We start from the raw sequence: 16,625 nt of genomic DNA on the forward strand, positions 1-16,625 counted from the left end.
ATGGAAACCGCCCCGTCTCGGCAGCTTTCAACTCCCTTCCGACGCCGCGCGTGATGTACTGACGCCGGGTCTGCGGGAATTGAAAGCGCCCCTCCCTCGCCCATCGTTCAGTCACCCCCGGGAGTGAGCCCATGCTCAATATCTTTACGCTCGCCAACGGCCGTCTCGTCCAGGAAGAGATCGAGTCGCTCGAAGAGCTCTCCAAGTTCCAGCCGATCTGGGTCGACCTCGAATCGCCGACGCTCGAAGAGAAGCGCTGGATCAAGCAGTACTACGGCCTCTCGATTCCCGAAGACGCGATGGACGAGGACATCGAGGAGTCGGCCCGCTTCTACGAGGAAGACAACGGCGAACTGCACATCCGCTCCGACTTCCTGATCGACGACGACGAGAACCCGCGCACCGTGCGCGTCGCCTTCATCCTGAACCAGCACAACATCGACCTGCGCAGCCGCGGCGTGCTGTTCTCGATCCACGACGAAGACGTGCCCGTGTTCCGCCTGCTGCGCATGCGCGCGCGCCGCGCGCCGGGGCTGATCGAAGACGCCAAGGAAGTGATGCTCAAGCTCTTCGACGCCGACGCCGAATACTCGGCCGACACGCTGGAGAACATCTACGACGAACTCGAAGTGGCCGGCAAGAAGGTGCTGTCGGGCAACGTCAGCGACGAGCTGGCCGGCGAGGTGCTCGGCGCCATCGCGCGGCAGGAAGACTTGAACGGCCGCATCCGCCGCAACGTGATGGACACACGCCGCGCCGTGAGCTTCATGATGCGCAGCAAGATGCTCAACGCCGAGCAGTTCGAAGAGGCGCGGCAGATCCTGCGCGACATCGAATCGCTGGACAACCACACGGCCTTCCTCTTCGACAAGATCAACTTCCTGATGGATGCGACCGTCGGTTTCATCAACATCAACCAGAACAAGACCATCAAGATCTTCTCGGTGGCCAGCGTCGCGCTGCTGCCGCCCACGCTGATCGCGAGCATCTACGGCATGAACTTCAAGTACATGCCCGAACTCGACTGGCAGGTCGGCTATCCGTATGCGCTGCTGCTGATGGCGGCGAGCGCGCTGGTGCCGATGTGGTACTTCCGCCGGCGCGGCTGGCTCAAGTAGCACCTGAGATCGGGTGCTAGAGTGGCCGCCGGCAGGCAGCCGACCTGGAGAGCCCCGTGCGCAGACTTCGCTTCCTCACCAACCGCCACCGGGCGCCGTCGACGAACACCGCGCTCGGCCTGCTGCTGGCCTTCAACGCCGGCGCCGTGAATGCGGGCGGCTTCCTCGTGCTCCACATGTACACCTCGCACATGACCGGCTTCGCCTCGCAGCTGGCGGACGGCATGGTGCTCGGGAACCTCACCCTGCTGCTGAACGCGCTCGGTGCGATCCTGGCGTTCGTGACCGGCGCCGCGGCCTGCGCGGTGCTGGTGAACTGGGCGCGGCAGCACCGGCTGCATGGCGTGTATGCGCTGCCGCTGCTGCTGGAGGCCGCGCTGATGTTCCCGTTCGGGCTCGCCGGCGCCATCACGTTGACCTGGGCCACGCCGTTCGCGGTACCGCTCACCGTGCTGCTGCTGTCGTTCATCATGGGGCTGCAGAACGCCGTGGCGTCGAAGACCTCGGGCGGCAGCACGCGCACCACCCACATGACCGGCAACATCACCGACGTGGGCATCGAGCTGGGCAAGATGCTCTACTGGAACCGACGCGCCCCGTCCACACCGCTGCCGGTGCGCCACGACCGCGGCAGGCTGCGCCGCTGCGGCGGCCTGGTCGGCATGTTCGTGCTCGGCGGCACGGTGGGCGCGCTGGGCTTCAAGCACGTGGGATTCATCTGCGTCGTGCCGCTGGCTGCGCTGCTGCTGGCGCTGTCGATCCCGCCGCTGTGGCGCGACCTCGCACAGCTGCGCCGGCTCGCGTCGTAGGCTCAGGCCGCGTCGCGCGGCAACGAGGCCAGCCAGGCCTCGATCAGCGCCAGGCTGTACCGGCTCGCCACCTCGGCCACGAAGCGCGTGAAGTCGCCGTGCGCGGCATCGTCGGCCCGGTCTGAAATGGTCCGCAGCGCCGCGAAGGGCACGCCGTAGTCGTGACAGGCCTGCGCCATCGCCGCGCCCTCCATCTCGACCGCCAGCGCATCGGGCAGGTCGCGCTGCAAGGCCGCGCTCTCCGCGGTGGTCGACACGAAACGGTCGCCGCTCACCAGCAGGCCGCGATGGACCTTCGGCGATCGGGGGTTGAATTCATCGACCGCCGCCTGCCCCACCAGATGCAACGGATCGCGCAACGCGCCTTCGGCCACGGCCGCCAACGCATCGCCGATGGCCGCATCGGCCGCGAAGCGCGAGCGCCCCATCAGCGGCACCTCGTACTTCGGAAAGATCGGCGAGGCGTCCATGTCGTGCTGCAGCAGCTCGGTCGCCACGACCACATCGCCAACGTTCACGCCGGGTGCCAGCCCACCCGCCACGCCCGTGAACACGATCGCACGCACACCGAAGCGCTCGAGCAGCACCGTCGCCGTGACCGCCGCCGCGACCTTGCCGATGCGCGACAGCACCGCGACCACCGGCTGGCCCTGCAGATGACCCACCCAGAAGTCGCGACCAGCAACGCGCACGCGCTGTTCGTCGGGCATCCGCGCAAGAAGCGCACTCAACTCCTCATGCATCGCCGCGACGATCGCAACGGGCCTGGACAACTCACTACTCAAAACAAGACTCTCTCAATTCCAGAAACACCGCGGAACCGGCTTCGCCGGGCCGCAGGTGTTGCCCCCAGCAGGGGGGAAGGCGAAGCGACACGAAGTGCGCGCAGCCTGGGGGGTTACTTAATGTCCACGCCGTAGAAGGTATGGCGGCCGAAGGGACTCAACTTGAAGTCGACGACCTCCTTGCGCACCGGCTTCAGCTGCACCGCGTGCGCAATGGTGAACCACGGCGCCTGCTCCTTGAAGATGACTTGCGCCTTCTTGTAGAGCGCGTCGCGGTCGGACTGCTTGGTCGCGCTCTTGGCCTTCACCACGAGGTCCTCATACGGCTGGTGGCAGAACTTCGAGATGTTGCTGCCGCTGGCCGACTTGGCCGACGCGCAGCCCAGCAGCGTGTACATGAAGTTGTCCGGGTCGCCGTTGTCGCCGGTCCAGCCCAGCATGCCCATCTGGTGCTCGCCGGCCTGCAGGCGCTTGCGGTACTCGCCCCATTCGAAGCTCTTGATCTCGGCCTTGACGTTGATCTTGGCCAGGTCGGCCTGCATCAGCTCGGCGATGCGCTTGGCGTTCGGGTTGTACGGGCGCTGCACCGGCATGGCCCACAAATCGGTCGAGAAGCCGTCGGGGAAGCCGGCCTGCGCCAGCAGCTTCTTCGCGGCCTCGGGGTCGTACGGATCGTCCTTCACCGCGTCGTTGTAGGACCACATGGTCGGCGGAATCGGGTTCTTCGCGGCCACGCCGGTCGTGAGGTACACGCCGTCGATGATGGCCTTCTTGTTGATCGCCATGTTGATGGCCTTGCGCACGCGCACATCGTCGAAAGGCTTCTTCGTCGTGTTGTACGAGAGGTAGCCGACGTTCAGGCCGGGCTGCTCCAGCACCTGCACGTTCGGGTCCTTGCGGATCGCATCCAGGTCGGCCGGGTTCGGGTACGGCATGACATGGCACTCGCCTTTTTGCAGCTTGGCCCAGCGCACCGACGCATCGGGGGTGATCGCGAACACGAGGTCGTCGATCTTGGCCTTGCCGCCCCAGTACTGCGGGAATGCCTTGAAGCGGATGATCGCGTCCTTCTGGTATTGCACGAGGTAGAACGGCCCGGTGCCGATCGGGTCCTGGTCGACCTTCTCCGGCGTGCCGGCCTTCAGCATGGCGATGGCGTATTCCTTCGACTGGATGCCCGCGTACTGCATCGCCAGGTTCGCGAGGAATGGCGCCTCGGCCTGGTTGAGCGTGATCTTGACGGTGTGGTCGTCGATGCGGTCCACCGACTTCAGCAGCTTGGGCATGCCCATGTCGTTGAAGTACGAGTGGTTCTGGCTCGTCACCTTGAAGAAGGGATCGCTTTCCTTCCACTGGCGCTCGAGCATGAAGATGAAATCGTCGGCATTGAAGTCGCGCGTGGGCTTGAAGCTCTTGCTGGTGCTGTGCCACTTCACGCCCTTGCGCAGGTGGAAGGTGTACACGGTGCCGTCGGCGGAGATGTCCCATTTTTCAGCCAGGCCCGGCATGACCTTGGTGCCGCCGCGCTCGAACTCGACGATGGTGTTGTAGACCTGCGTGGTCACGTCGAACGACGTGCCGGTGGTGTTCATGCCCGGATAGAAATTCTCCGGGCTGCCTTCGGAGCAGTACACCAGGGTCTTGGCTGACACGGCGCCGCAGGCCAGGGTAAGGGCCGTCAGCGCTGCCGGTGCCAGGAGCGCCAGCTTGGATGAGCGGCGCGAAACACAGGAGGGAGTCTTCATGGGGTCTCCTCGAGACAGGGTTGAGAAAAATCGCCGCTCAGGAAGCGGCGAGCACGGGACCATCGGCGCGCACAACCGCCGCACCATCGAGAAATTGCTCGGCGTAGTGGCAGGCCACCAGCCGTTCGTCGAGCGCACGCAGCGCGGGGCGCTCCTCGCGGCAGCGCGGCTGCACGTGCGGGCAGCGTGTGCTGAAGACGCAACCCGCGGGCGGGTTCAGCGGCGACGGCAGCTCGCCCTTGAGCACGATGCGCTGGCTGCTGAGACCCGGCGTCGACGCGAGCAGTGCCTGCGTGTACGGATGCAGCGGCCGCGCGAAGATCCGCGACTTGGGCCCCTGCTCCACCGCATGACCCAGGTACATCACGAGCACGTCGTGCGCGATGTGACGCACCACGCCGAGGTCGTGCGAAATGAAGAGGTACGCCAACCCCAGCTCGGCCTGCAGATCGGCCAACAGGTTCAGCACCTGGGCCTGGATCGACACGTCGAGCGCCGACACCGGCTCGTCGGCCACCAGCAGGCGCGGGCTCAGCATCAGCGCGCGCGCGATGGCGATGCGCTGGCGCTGGCCGCCCGAGAACATGTGCGGGTAACGGTTGGCGTACTCGGGGCGCAGGCCGACGCGGGCCAGCATCTCGCGCGCCTTTTCGGCGCGCTCCGCCTTGCCCAGCGTCGTGTTGATGGCCAGCGGGTCTTCGAGCACGGTGGCGATCTTCTTGCGCGGGTTGAGCGAGCCGTACGGGTTCTGGAACACGAGCTGCACGGCTTGGCGCAACTCGCGCTTGCGCTCGGCCGGCGGCGCGACCGCATCGGCGCCGATCAACGTCAGCTGCCCGGCGGTGGGCTTCTCGATCAGCGCCACCATGCGCGCGAGCGTCGACTTGCCGCAGCCCGACTCGCCCACCACGGCCAGCGTGCGGCCTCGTTCGAGGCGGAACGAGATGTCACCCACGGCGCGCAGCTGCGCCGGTGCACGAAACAGCCCACGCCGCACGGCGTAGGTGCGCTGCAGGTTGCGCGCCTCGGCAACGATCTCCGGCGATGCGTCGCTCATGGCACGGCCTCCGCAACGCCGACGCGCGGCGGATCTTGCGCGATGGCGGCTTCACGCCCCGGCTCGCCGAGTGGAAAGTGGCAACGCACCTCGGCGCCCTGCCAGGCGCGCAGCGCCGGTCGCACCTGGCAGGCGCGCTCGGTGACGTAGCCGCAGCGCGGCGCGAACAGGCAACCCGCGGGCCGGTCGTGCACGCCGGGCACCACGCCGCTGATGGTGGCGAGCCGACCTTCAGGCGCGGCGCGCTCGGGCAGCGCCGCCAGCAGCGCCTCGGTGTACGGATGCTGCGGCGACGCGAAGAGCCGGTCGACGCGCTGGTGCTCCATCACCTGGCCTGCGTACATCACGGCGATGCGCTGCGCCATTTCGCTCACCACGCCCATGTTGTGCGTGATGAGCACGAGCGCCATGCCGCGCTCCTTCTGCAGGTCGCGCAGCAGGTCGAGGATCTGCGCCTGGATGGTCACGTCGAGCGCGGTGGTCGGCTCGTCGGCGATCAAGAGGCGCGGGTTGCAGGCAATGGCCATCGCGATCATCACGCGCTGGTTCATGCCGCCCGAGAGCTGGTGCGGATAGCTGCCCAGGCGCGACGAGGCGGCCGGGATGCCCACCTGCTCAAGCAGTTCGGTGGCGCGCTTCTTCGCCTCGCGCTTGTCGAGCTTCAGGTGCAGCCGCAGCGTTTCCATCAGCTGGAAGCCGATGGTGAAGCAGGGGTTGAGGCTGGTGGTCGGCTCCTGGAAGATCATCGCGACCTCCTTGCCGACCAGCGCGCGGCGCGCCTTGTCGGAGATGCCGAGCAGGTCCTTGCCCGCGAAGCGCATGTGGTCCGCGCGCACGCGGCCGGGAAAGCCCACGAGGCCCATGAGCGCCATCATCGTGACGCTCTTGCCCGAGCCCGATTCGCCGACGATGCCGAGCACTTCGCCCTCTTCGATCGTGAGGCTCACGCCGTCGACCGCGTGCAGCACGCCGCCTTGCGTGGGGAACTCAACGTGCAGGTCCTTGATATCGAGCAAAGGCATCGTTTCTCTCCTTTGCTTCAGCGCTTGAGCTTGGGGTCGAGCGCATCGCGCAGACCGTCGCCCAGCAGGTTGAAGGCCAGCACGGCCGCGAGGATCGCCAGGCCCGGGAAGGTCACGACCCACCACGCGCGCAACACGAACTCGCGCGCATCGGCCAGCATCGTTCCCCACTCGGGCGACGGCGGCTGCGCGCCCAGGCCGATGAAGCCGAGCGCCGCCGCGTCGAGGATGGCGGTCGAGACGCCGAGCGAGGCCTGCACGATCAGCGGCGCCGAGCAGTTGGGCAGCACCTCGCGGAACATCAGGCGCAGCGTGCCGGCGCCGCTCACGCGCGCGGCGGTCACATAGTCGCGCGAGACCTCGGCGATGACAGTGGCGCGCGTGATGCGCACGTAGTGCGGCAGCACGACGATGGCCACCGCCAGCATGGCGTTGACGAGCCCCGGCCCGAGGATCGCGACGATCACGATGGCCATCAGCAGGCTGGGCATCGTGAGGATGATGTCCATCATCCGCATGATCGCGATCTCGAGCACGCCGCGAAAGAAACCGGCGATGAGCCCGAGCACCACGCCCACCATCACCGACAGCGCCACCACCGCGACACCGATCGACAGCGACAGCCGCGCGCCATGCATGAGCCGCGAAAGAATGTCGCGCCCGATGGCGTCCGTGCCCAGCACGTACTGCCACGAACCGCCCTGCTGCCAGACCGGTGGTTTCAGGAAGGCGGCGGCGTTGGTTTCGTTCGGCGCGTGCGGCGCGATCCACGGCGCGAACAACGCCACCAGCAGCAGCACGACGATGGTGACGAGGCCGATGACGGCGCCCCGGTTCGCCGAGAAGGCGGTCCAGAACTCGCGCCAGGGGCCGGGAGGCGCCGAGGCCTGCGTGCCGGGGGAGACCGCGTGGGTGTTGCCTGCCATGGGCTCAGTGCCTGATCCGCGGGTTGATGACGCCATAGGCGACGTCCACCAGCAGGTTGAGCAGCATCACGATGCCGCCGAGCAGCAGCATGCCGCCTTGCAGCACCGGGTAGTCGCGTCGGCCGATGGCCTCGATGAGCCACTTGCCGACGCCGGGCCAGGAGAAGATCGTCTCGGTCAGGATCGCGCCGGTGAAGAGCACGCCGATCTGCAGGCCGATCACCGTCACGACCGGGATCAGCGCATTGCGCAGCGCATGCAGGCCCACCACGCGAAAGCGCGAGAGACCCTTGGCGCGCGCCGTGCGGATGTAGTCCTCGCCCAGCACCTCGAGCATGGCCGAGCGCGTCATGCGCGCGATGACGGCGAGCGGCACCGTGCCCAGCACGATGGCCGGAAGGATGAGGTGGTGCAGCGCCGACCAGAAGGCCTCGGTCTCGCCGGCGCGCAGCGCATCGATCAGCAGGAAGCCGGTCTGCGGCTCGACGAAGTACTGCACCGAGATGCGGCCCGACACGGGCGTCCAGCCCAACTGCACAGAGAAGAACAGGATGAGCAGCAGTCCCCACCAGAAGATCGGCATCGAGTAGCCGGTCAGCGAGGTCGCCATCACGCCGTGGTCGAAGATGGAGTTGCGCCGCACCGCCGCGATGATGCCGGCCGGCAGCCCGATCAGGAGCGCGAAAAGGATCGCGCAGACACCGAGCTCCACGGTGGCCGGAAAGAGCGCGAGGAACTCGCTCATCACCGTGTCCTGCGTGATGAGCGACTTGCCCAGGTCGCCCTGCAGCACGCGGCCGATGTAGATGCCGTATTGCACGAGCATGGGCTTGTCCAGGCCCATGGCGGCGCGCAGCTCGGCGTGGCGCGCGGGGTCGATCCCGCGCTCGCCGGCCATGGTCTCGATGGGATCACCCGGCACCAGCCGGATGAGAAAGAAGGCCAGCAGCGTCATGCCGATGAAGGTCGGCACGAGCAAGCCTAGGCGGACATAGATGAATCTGAGCATCGACCCGCGAATATGCAAGATCGATGCCCCGGCCCCACCCGGGCGGAACCCTTACTACTTCTTGCTATCCCGCAGCTCGCGCCGCAGGATCTTGCCCACCGGGGTCTTGGGCATGTCGGTGCGGAACTCGATCACGCGCGGCTGCTTGTAGCCCGTGAGGTTGGCGCGGCAGTACTCGCGCACCTGCGCGTCGGTGAGCGCCGGGTCCTTCTTGACGATGACGAGCTTCACGGCTTCGCCGGTCTTGTCGTCGGGCACGCCCACGGCCGCGCATTCGAGCACACCGGGCATCATCGCCACCACGTCCTCGATCTCGTTCGGGTACACGTTGAAGCCCGACACCAGGATCATGTCCTTCTTGCGGTCGACCACCTTGAAGTAGCCGCGCTCGTCGACCACGCCGATGTCGCCGCTCTTGAAGTAGCCGTCGGGCGTCATGACCTTGGCGGTTTCGTCAGGCCGTTGCCAGTAGCCGGCCATGACCTGCGGGCCCTTGATGGCGATCTCGCCGCGCTCGCCGGTCGGCACTTCGTTGCCGTCGTCGTCGAGCAGCTTGAGCCAGGTGCTCGGCAGCGGCAGGCCGATGGTGCCGGTGTAGGCCGTGCTGTTGGTCGGGTTGCAGGTGGTCGAGGGCGAGGTTTCCGAAAGACCGTAGCCTTCGCAGATCGGGCAGCCGGTCTTCTCGAGCCAGAGCTTGGCCACCGCGGCCTGCACCGCCATGCCGCCGCCGACCGAGACCTTGAGGTTCTTCCAGTTGACGGTGTTGAAGTCGGGGTGGTTCGCCAGCCCGTTGAACAGCGTGTTGACGGCCGGGAAGCTGTGGATGGTGTGCTTCGACAGCTCTTTCAGCACGCCGGGAATGTCACGCGGATTCGGGATCAGGATCAGCTTGCCGCCCGTGCGCATGCTCAGCATCATGCCGACCGTGAACGCGAAGATGTGATACAGCGGCAGCGCGCATACGCTGGTGGGCTGCTCGTTGGCCGGCACCTTGGCCATGACGGGCTCGTTCCAGGCTTCGGACTGCAGCACGTTGGCGATCACGTTGCGGTGCAGCAGCACCGCGCCCTTCGACACGCCGGTGGTGCCGCCGGTGTACTGCAGCACGGCCACGTCGTCGGGGCCGGTGGCCACCGGCTTGAGCGAGCCGCTCGCGCCCTTGTCGAGCGCGTCGTTGAAGCGCACGGCGCCCGGCAGGCTGAAGTGCGGCACCAGCTTCTTGACGTTGCGCACCACGTAGTTGACGAGCGCCCCCTTCAGGAAACCGAGCCGGTCGCCCATGGAGGCCAGCACGATGTGCTTGATCGGCGTGCTCGCGATGCATTGCTGCAGCGTGGTGCCGAAGTTCTCCATGATGATGATCGCCTTGGCGCCCGAGTCCTTGAGCTGATGCTCGAGTTCGCGCGGCGTGTACAGCGGGTTCACGTTCACCAGGATCAGGCCGGCGCGCAGGATGGCGGCCACCGCGATCGGGTACTGCGGGCAGTTGGGCATCATCGCGGCGACGCGGTCGCCCTTCACGAGGCCCAGGCCCTGCAGGTAAGCCGCGAAGGCCTTGCTCAGCTTGTCGGTCTCGCCGTAGCTGACGTCCTTGCCCATGAAGCTGTAGGCCGTGCGATCGGCGTACTTCTTGAAGCTCTCCTCCATGAGCGCCACCAGCGACGGGTAGTGCGACGCGTCGATGTCGGCGGGCACGCCTTGCGGGTAGCTGCTGAGCCAGGGGCGTTCGGTCATGGATGTGTCTCCTCGGGATCAAATGAGATTTTTGAAACGAAAACGGCGCACGTGAGGCGCCGCGGTGATCAGGCCCGCTGCGCGGGCACGGACCTTCGGCCTATTCGATGGCCTTGCCCATATCTTCCACTACTTTTTTCGCATCGCCAAAGACCATCATGGTCTTGTCCATGTAGAAGAGTTCGTTGTCCAGGCCCGCGTAGCCCGCCGCCATCGAGCGTTTGTTCACGATGACGGTCTTGGCCTTGTAGGCTTCCAGGATGGGCATGCCGTAGATCGGGCTGCCCTTGGTGTGCGCCGCGGGGTTCACCACGTCGTTGGCGCCCAGGATGATCGCCACGTCGGCCTGGCCGAACTCGCCGTTGATGTCTTCCATCTCGAACACCTGGTCGTAGGGCACTTCGGCCTCGGCCAGCAGCACGTTCATGTGGCCGGGCATGCGGCCCGCCACCGGGTGGATGGCGTACTTGACGGTGATGCCCTTCTCGGTGAGCTTGGCCGCCAGTTCCTTCACTGCGTGCTGGGCACGCGCCACGGCCAGGCCGTAGCCCGGCACGATGACCACCGTCTCGGCGTTGCCGAGCACGAAGGCCGCGTCGTCGGCGCTGCCGCTCTTGACGGGGCGCTGCTCCTTCGCGCCGCCGGTGGCCGCGGCCGCGTCGCCGCCGAAGCCGCCCAGGATCACGTTGAAGAACGAGCGGTTCATGGCCTTGCACATGATGTAGCTCAGGATCGCACCCGACGAGCCCACCAGCGAACCGGCCACGATCAGCATCGCGTTGTTCAGGCTGAAGCCGATGCCGGCCGCCGCCCAGCCCGAGTAGCTGTTGAGCATCGACACCACCACCGGCATGTCGGCGCCGCCGATCGGGATGATGATGAGCACGCCCATCACGAAGGCCAGCGCCAGCATCGCGAAGAACGCCGGCCAGCTTTCGGTGGCGACGAACACCAGGCCCAGTGCGATGGTCGCCAGGCCCAGCACCAGGTTCAGCATGTGCTGGCCCGAGAACTGCACCGGCGCGCCCTGGAACAGGCGGAACTTGTACTTGCCCGAGAGCTTGCCGAAGGCGATGACCGAGCCGCTGAAGGTGATCGCGCCGATGGCGGCACCCAGGAACAGCTCCAGCCGGTTGCCGTACGGAATGGCATAGCGCACGAAGCCTTCGAAGAGCACGGCACCGTCGGGCGTGCGCGCGCCGACGACGGCCGCCACGGGCGCGGCGGTGATGCCGAAGGCCCAGGGCTCGGCCACTGCGGCCACGCCAATGAACACCGCGGCCAGGCCGATCATGCTGTGCATGAAGGCGACCAGCTCGGGCATCTTGGTCATCTCGACCTTGTTGGCCATGAAGGCGCCCAGGCCGCCACCGACCACCACGGCGGCCAGCACCCATGCGATGCCGGTGCCGAAGTCGACGTTGAGCGCGCGCGCCTGTCCGTGGACCAGTGCGATCGTCGTCAGCACGGCGATCGCCATGCCGGTCATGCCGAAGATGTTGCCGCGGATCGAGGTGGTGGGATGGGACAGGCCCTTCAGGGCCTGGATGAAGCAGACGCTGGCAACGAGGTACAGCAGCGTGACGAGATTCATGCTCACTTGGCAGCTCCCTCTGCAGCCTTCGGGGCGGCCTTCTTGTCCTTCTTCTTGAACATCTCGAGCATCCGGCGCGTGACCAGGAAGCCGCCGAAGACGTTCACCGCGGCCAGCGCCACGGCGAGCACGCCCATGGTCTTGCCCAGCGGGGTGGTGGTGAGCGCGGCCGCCAGCATGGCGCCGACGATCACGATGGCCGAGATGGCATTGGTCACGGCCATGAGCGGCGTGTGCAGCGCGGGCGTGACGGTCCAGACCACGTGATAGCCGACATAGATGGCCAGCACGAAGATGGTCAGGTTGATGACGGTGTGCGAAACGATTTCCATGGTGTTGTCTTCTCCTCGTTCGGTCTCTCGGTCTGTGCGCTCAGAGCTTCTTGATTTCCTGGATGCGGTTGGCATCGCCAAGCAGCACCACCTTGGGCTTGTAGTCCGCGGCTTCGGCCTCGGTCATGGGGGCGTAGGTGCAGATGATGAGCAGGTCGCCCACATGCGCCTTGCGCGCCGCCGCGCCGTTGAGCGAGATGGCGCCCGATCCGCGCGCCGCCTTGATGATGTAGGTCGAGAAGCGCTCGCCGTTGTTGACGTTGTACAGCTCGATCTTTTCGTACTCGCGCATGTCGGCCGCGTCGAGCAGGTCTTCGTCGATGCCGCACGAGCCCTCGTAGTGCAGGTCGGCTTCGGTCACGGTGGCGCGATGCAGCTTCGCGCGAAGCATGGTGCGATTCATGGAAAGCAACCTGCTTCTTACTTGCGCGTGACCTGGCCGTCTTGCGTGACGCGGCAGGCGGCGACGATGTCGTCTTCGAGGTCGATCTTGAGCCCGCCTTCCTTCGTGACGACGAGCTTCAGGAAGTCGAGCACGTTGCGCGCATACAGCGCCGACGCGTCGGCCGCCACCAGCGCCGCGAGGTTGGTCTCGCCGACGATGGTCACGCCATGCTTGACCACGGTCTTGTCGGCCTCCGACAGCGGGCAGTTGCCGCCCACACCCTCGGGCCCCTTGCCGGCCGCGATGTCGACGATCACCGAGCCCGGCTTCATCGACTTGACCATGTCCTCGGTGATGAGGGTGGGCGCCGCACGGCCCGGAATGAGCGCGGTACTGATGACCACGTCGGCCAGCGCGACGCGCTTGGCGACCTCGGCCTGCTGGCGCGTGAGCCAGCTCGCGGGCATCGGACGGGCGTAGCCGCCGACGCCTTCGGCGGCGTCCTTCTCTTCCTGGGTTTCATAGGGCACGTCGATGAACTTGCCGCCCAGGGATTCGATCTGTTCCTTGACGCTCGGACGCACGTCCGACGCCTCGATCACGGCGCCCAGGCGCTTGGCCGTGGCAATCGCCTGCAGGCCGGCCACGCCGACGCCCAGGATGACGACGCGCGCGGCCTTCACGGTACCGGCGGCGGTCATGAGCATGGGGAAGAAACGCTGGTACTTGTCGGCCGCGATCATCACGGCCTTGTAGCCCGCGATGTTGGCTTGCGACGAGAGCACGTCCATGCTCTGGGCACGCGTGGTGCGCGGCGCCGCTTCAAGCGCGAAGCCGGTGACGCCCGCGGCGGCCAAACGTTGCAGGCCGGCCGCGTCGAAAGGATTGAGCATGCCGATGACGACCGCGCCGGCCTTCAGCTGCGCCGCTTCGGCGTCGCTGGGCGTGCGCACCTTGAGCACCATGTCGGCGGAGAGCGCTCCGGCCGCATCGGTGATCTCGGCCCCTGCCGCCTGGTAGCCGGCGTCGGTGACGCTGGCTGCAATGCCGGCACCGGCCTGTACGCGCACGGTGTGCCCGGAGGCCACCAGTTTCTTCACCGTTTCGGGTGTAACGGCCACTCGGGTTTCGCCAGCCGCTGTCTCGGCAGGCACGCCTATCAACATAGAGTTCTCCTCAGGGGAAGGGGGCAGCACGGATCGCGGGCAGAGCTTACAGCAAGATTACAAGCGCCCTTGTCGCCAAGATGCTGCCTGCTTTTGGCTCGTCAGTTCCCGTGGTTGCTGCAAAGACAGCTACTCAATTGATAGCAATCGAAGGCCGAGTCGATCCCCGGAGAAACACCGGTGGCAACCGCCGAGAGGCTCGCGACGCCCTTCCGAATTCGGCTCTTCGAATGAAATCAATTAACAACAATTGAACTCAATTGACGATTGAATCACATCCATAAATCCAATTTACGTGAATTAATGGCAGTTCACGTCTGTGGCATTGGATGCAGATAGATACACTTCGATTCATATTGCCGACACGCAGGGGCCGGCACCAGGTGAAACAAGGGAGTGGAATGCGCATCGCAGTACTCGACACGGGGCCGGACCAGCTTCGGTTCATCAACCAAACCATGGCAAGCCTCGGTCACGAGTGCCACGCCTACGCTGGCGGCAAGGCGCTGCTCCATGCCATGCGCCGCGAAACCTTCGACATGCTGGTCCTGGACTGGCGCCTGCCCGACATGAAGGGCCCGGACGTCGTCCGTACGATCCGCGAGGACTACAAGAGCCGGATGCCCATCCTGTTCGTGACCGAGTGCCACGACGACACGGACCTGGTCGAAGGCCTCAATGCCGGTGCCGACGACTTCATGGCCAAGCCGCTGCGCCCGACCGAATTCCAGGCCCGCATCAATGCCCTGCTGCGCCGCGCCTACCCCGCGCGGCACGAGCCCGAACTGGTCTTCGGCCCGTACCACTTCTTTCCGCCCTCGCGCACCATCAAGGTTCGGGGCGAGCTGGTCGAGCTGAAGAACCGTGAGTACGAACTCGCGCTCTTCCTGTTCCAGAACCTCGGGCGCCTGCTCTCGCGCGAGCACCTGCACGAGGCGGTCTGGGGCCTCGGTGTCGAAGCCCTGTCCCGCTCGCTCGACACGCACGTGTCGCGGCTGCGGACCAAGCTCGCGCTGCGCGCGTCGAACGGCTTCCTGCTGCTGGCGGTCTACGGCCTCGGCTACCGGCTGGAAACCATCGACGTCGACACGCGGCTCGCCGCCGCAATCACGCGCTGAGGCGCTCAACGCGGCCCGCAACTGGCGCTGCATCGGCCACGCCATCGGATAGCCGATAGACTCGCGCCCACGATGCCTACACGCTGGAAACCCAATGTCACCGTGGCCGCGGTGATCGAGCAAGACGGCCGCTTCCTGCTGGTCGAAGAGCAGACCGACGACGGCCTGAAACTCAACAACCCCGCCGGCCACCTCGACCCTGGCGAGTCGCCCGAGGACGGCTGCATCCGCGAGACGCTCGAAGAAACAGGCCACGCCTTCACGCCGACCGCGCTGCTCGGCGTCTACATGGCCCGCTCGGCCGAGCAGCCCGACGTGACCTACATGCGTTTTGCCTTCACCGGCGAACTCGGCGCGCGCGACGAAGGCCGCGCGCTCGACGAAGGCATCGTGCGCACGCTGTGGATGAGCGTCGAGGAAATCCGCGCCAGCGTCGCGCGCCATCGCAGCCCGCTGCTGCTGCGCTGCATCGAGGACTACCTCGCCGGCAAGCGCCACCCGCTGTCGCTGATCCACACCGAAGACAGCGTGCGCCAGCCGCCTTAGGCAGGCATCAAGCTCAGACGATGACGCCGCCTCCGAGGCAGCGCTCGCCGTCGTACAGAACGGCCGACTGCCCCGGCGTGACCGCCCATTGCGGCGCACCGAATCGCAAGCTGAAAGCGCCGTTGGCGCCGTCGCCCAACTCGCAACTCGCATCGGCCTGCCGGTAGCGCGCCTTCGAACCGTAGGCGCCCGCCGCGGGCGCTTCGCCCGCCACCCAGCTCGCGTCGTCCGCCTTCAATTCGGACGACAGCAGCCACGGATGGTCGTGCCCCTGCACCACCCACAGCGTGTTCTTCTCGACGTCCTTGCGCGCGACGAACCAGGGCGAATGGTCGCCCGCGCCGCGCTGTGCACCCTTCTCCTTCACGCCGCCGATGCCCAGGCCCTGGCGCTGGCCCAGCGTGTAGAAGCTCAGGCCCTGGTGCTCGCCGAGCTTGCGGCCGCGATCGTCCTTGATCGGGCCCGGCTCCTTCGAGATGTAGCGGTTCAGGAAGTCGCGGAACGGCCGCTCGCCGATGAAGCAGATGCCGGTCGAATCCTTCTTCTTCGCATTGGGCAGGCCGATTTCTTCCGCGATGCGGCGCACCTCGGTCTTGTGCAGCTCGCCGACGGGGAACAGCGTCTTCGACAGCTGCGCCTGGTTCAACCGGTGCAGGAAGTAGCTCTGGTCCTTCGAGTTGTCGAGCCCCTTGAGCAGCTCGTGCCGGCCCGTGGCTTCGTTCAGGCGCACGCGTGCGTAGTGGCCGGTGGCGATCTTCTCGGCGCCCAGCCGCATGGCGTGGTCGAGGAAGGCCTTGAACTTGATCTCGGCATTGCACAGCACGTCGGGGTTCGGCGTGCGGCCGGCCTTGTATTCGCGCAGGAACTCGGCGAACACGCGGTCCTTGTAGTCGGCGGCGAAGTTGACGTGCTCGATCTCGATGCCCAGCACGTCGGCCACGCTGGCGGCGTCGATGAAGTCGACGTTCGACGAGCAGTACTCGCTGTCGTCGTCGTCTTCCCAGTTCTTCATGAAGATGCCGACCACCTCGTGCCCCTGCTGCTTGAGCAGGTGCGCGGTGACCGCGGAGTCCACCCCGCCGCTCAGCCCGACCACGATCCGTTGTTTTGCCATAAGCCCGCCATTGTCCCAGCCCGGCGACAAGGGCACCCGGCGTGTGGGAAATCGGGAAAACCCGTGTCGCCGGCTTGTCAGCGCGCACTCCACGATGCGAAAGGCCGGCGCTACAGTGCCCCGAAACACAGCGGAGACACAACGCATGGCGACCCCTTCCCCCTC

At 66.4% G+C, this 16,625-nt stretch carries 16 protein-coding genes; 4 read left to right on the forward strand and 12 right to left on the reverse strand.

Annotated elements, in window-relative coordinates:
• The first annotated feature begins 131 nt into the window (after positions 1-131).
• Positions 132-1,118: a magnesium/cobalt transporter CorA gene (gene corA, locus D3H34_RS13775; protein ID WP_119554070.1), complete on the forward strand. Its 987-nt coding sequence runs from the start codon at positions 132-134 to the stop codon at positions 1,116-1,118.
• 56 nt (positions 1,119-1,174) lie between these two features.
• Positions 1,175-1,927, forward strand: a complete 753-nt coding sequence (locus D3H34_RS13780) for a YoaK family protein (protein ID WP_119554071.1) — start codon at positions 1,175-1,177, stop codon at positions 1,925-1,927.
• A 2-nt stretch (positions 1,928-1,929) separates the two neighbouring features.
• On the opposite strand, the gene D3H34_RS13785 is transcribed toward D3H34_RS13780, so the two are convergent.
• The 11 genes from D3H34_RS13785 to D3H34_RS13835 form a co-directional block, all read right to left on the reverse strand.
• On the reverse strand, positions 1,930-2,670 hold the full coding sequence (locus D3H34_RS13785; protein WP_434057687.1) for a 5'-methylthioadenosine/adenosylhomocysteine nucleosidase: 741 nt from the start codon (positions 2,668-2,670) through the stop codon (positions 1,930-1,932).
• Between the two features lie 155 nt (positions 2,671-2,825).
• Positions 2,826-4,457 carry an ABC transporter substrate-binding protein gene (locus D3H34_RS13790; protein WP_119554073.1) on the reverse strand — a complete coding sequence of 544 codons (1,632 nt, stop codon included), beginning with the start codon at positions 4,455-4,457 and terminating at the stop codon, positions 2,826-2,828.
• Between the two features lie 37 nt (positions 4,458-4,494).
• Positions 4,495-5,514: a peptide ABC transporter ATP-binding protein gene (locus tag D3H34_RS13795; protein ID WP_119554074.1), complete on the reverse strand. Its 1,020-nt coding sequence runs from the start codon at positions 5,512-5,514 to the stop codon at positions 4,495-4,497.
• Positions 5,511-6,536 carry an ABC transporter ATP-binding protein gene (locus D3H34_RS13800; protein WP_119554075.1) on the reverse strand — a complete coding sequence of 342 codons (1,026 nt, stop codon included), beginning with the start codon at positions 6,534-6,536 and terminating at the stop codon, positions 5,511-5,513. The genes D3H34_RS13795 and D3H34_RS13800 overlap by 4 nt, the downstream gene beginning before the upstream one ends.
• Before the next feature lie 17 nt (positions 6,537-6,553).
• Positions 6,554-7,462 (reverse strand): ABC transporter permease subunit, encoded by a 909-nt coding sequence (locus D3H34_RS13805; protein ID WP_119554076.1) that lies wholly within the window; start codon positions 7,460-7,462, stop codon positions 6,554-6,556.
• A 4-nt stretch (positions 7,463-7,466) separates the two neighbouring features.
• Complete coding sequence (locus D3H34_RS13810; protein WP_119554077.1) at positions 7,467-8,471, reverse strand: ABC transporter permease subunit; 1,005 nt, start codon at positions 8,469-8,471, stop codon at positions 7,467-7,469.
• Positions 8,472-8,525: 54 nt separating this feature from the next.
• Positions 8,526-10,205, reverse strand: coding sequence for a long-chain-fatty-acid--CoA ligase (locus D3H34_RS13815; RefSeq protein ID WP_119554078.1), 1,680 nt, complete (start codon positions 10,203-10,205; stop codon positions 8,526-8,528).
• Positions 10,206-10,305: 100 nt separating this feature from the next.
• Entirely contained in the window at positions 10,306-11,805 is a 1,500-nt protein-coding gene (locus D3H34_RS13820; RefSeq protein WP_119554079.1) for an NAD(P)(+) transhydrogenase (Re/Si-specific) subunit beta, read from the reverse strand.
• Positions 11,802-12,131 carry an NAD(P) transhydrogenase subunit alpha part 2 gene (locus D3H34_RS13825; RefSeq protein WP_062481510.1) on the reverse strand — a complete coding sequence of 110 codons (330 nt, stop codon included), beginning with the start codon at positions 12,129-12,131 and terminating at the stop codon, positions 11,802-11,804. Before D3H34_RS13825 ends, D3H34_RS13820 begins: the two co-directional genes overlap by 4 nt.
• Positions 12,132-12,171: 40 nt before the next feature.
• Positions 12,172-12,534, reverse strand: a complete 363-nt coding sequence (gene panD / locus D3H34_RS13830; RefSeq protein WP_119554080.1) for an aspartate 1-decarboxylase — start codon at positions 12,532-12,534, stop codon at positions 12,172-12,174.
• A 17-nt stretch (positions 12,535-12,551) separates the two neighbouring features.
• Entirely contained in the window at positions 12,552-13,682 is a 1,131-nt protein-coding gene (locus D3H34_RS13835; RefSeq protein WP_119554081.1) for a Re/Si-specific NAD(P)(+) transhydrogenase subunit alpha, read from the reverse strand.
• 401 nt (positions 13,683-14,083) lie between these two features.
• Here D3H34_RS13835 and D3H34_RS13840 point away from each other — a divergent pair, with 401 nt between their 5' ends.
• On the forward strand, positions 14,084-14,800 hold the full coding sequence (locus tag D3H34_RS13840) for a response regulator transcription factor (RefSeq protein ID WP_119554082.1): 717 nt from the start codon (positions 14,084-14,086) through the stop codon (positions 14,798-14,800).
• Between the two features lie 72 nt (positions 14,801-14,872).
• Positions 14,873-15,346 (forward strand): NUDIX hydrolase, encoded by a 474-nt coding sequence (locus tag D3H34_RS13845; RefSeq protein ID WP_119554083.1) that lies wholly within the window; start codon positions 14,873-14,875, stop codon positions 15,344-15,346.
• Positions 15,347-15,359: 13 nt separating this feature from the next.
• Here D3H34_RS13845 and mnmA read toward each other — a convergent pair whose 3' ends face one another.
• On the reverse strand, positions 15,360-16,460 hold the full coding sequence (mnmA, locus tag D3H34_RS13850; protein WP_119554084.1) for a tRNA 2-thiouridine(34) synthase MnmA: 1,101 nt from the start codon (positions 16,458-16,460) through the stop codon (positions 15,360-15,362).
• Positions 16,461-16,625: the final 165 nt, after the last annotated feature.

It is taken from the genome of Acidovorax cavernicola, from assembly GCF_003581445.1.

Bases quoted from the DNA above. Each gene is read 5' to 3' on its own strand.
- panD (WP_119554080.1), bottom strand. From the start codon at position 12,534: ATGAATCGCACCATGCTTCGCGCGAAGCTGCATCGCGCCACCGTGACC.
- D3H34_RS13800 (WP_119554075.1), bottom strand. From the start codon at position 6,536: ATGCCTTTGCTCGATATCAAGGACCTGCACGTTGAGTTCCCCACGCAA.
- D3H34_RS13815 (WP_119554078.1), bottom strand. From the start codon at position 10,205: ATGACCGAACGCCCCTGGCTCAGCAGCTACCCGCAAGGCGTGCCCGCC.
- D3H34_RS13790 (WP_119554073.1), bottom strand. From the start codon at position 4,457: ATGAAGACTCCCTCCTGTGTTTCGCGCCGCTCATCCAAGCTGGCGCTC.
- D3H34_RS13805 (WP_119554076.1), bottom strand. From the start codon at position 7,462: ATGGCAGGCAACACCCACGCGGTCTCCCCCGGCACGCAGGCCTCGGCG.
- corA (WP_119554070.1), top strand. From the start codon at position 132: ATGCTCAATATCTTTACGCTCGCCAACGGCCGTCTCGTCCAGGAAGAG.
- D3H34_RS13810 (WP_119554077.1), bottom strand. From the start codon at position 8,471: ATGCTCAGATTCATCTATGTCCGCCTAGGCTTGCTCGTGCCGACCTTC.
- mnmA (WP_119554084.1), bottom strand. From the start codon at position 16,460: ATGGCAAAACAACGGATCGTGGTCGGGCTGAGCGGCGGGGTGGACTCC.
- D3H34_RS13795 (WP_119554074.1), bottom strand. From the start codon at position 5,514: ATGAGCGACGCATCGCCGGAGATCGTTGCCGAGGCGCGCAACCTGCAG.
- D3H34_RS13845 (WP_119554083.1), top strand. From the start codon at position 14,873: ATGCCTACACGCTGGAAACCCAATGTCACCGTGGCCGCGGTGATCGAG.
- D3H34_RS13840 (WP_119554082.1), top strand. From the start codon at position 14,084: ATGCGCATCGCAGTACTCGACACGGGGCCGGACCAGCTTCGGTTCATC.
- D3H34_RS13825 (WP_062481510.1), bottom strand. From the start codon at position 12,131: ATGGAAATCGTTTCGCACACCGTCATCAACCTGACCATCTTCGTGCTG.
- D3H34_RS13785 (WP_434057687.1), bottom strand. From the start codon at position 2,670: ATGCATGAGGAGTTGAGTGCGCTTCTTGCGCGGATGCCCGACGAACAG.
- D3H34_RS13835 (WP_119554081.1), bottom strand. From the start codon at position 13,682: ATGTTGATAGGCGTGCCTGCCGAGACAGCGGCTGGCGAAACCCGAGTG.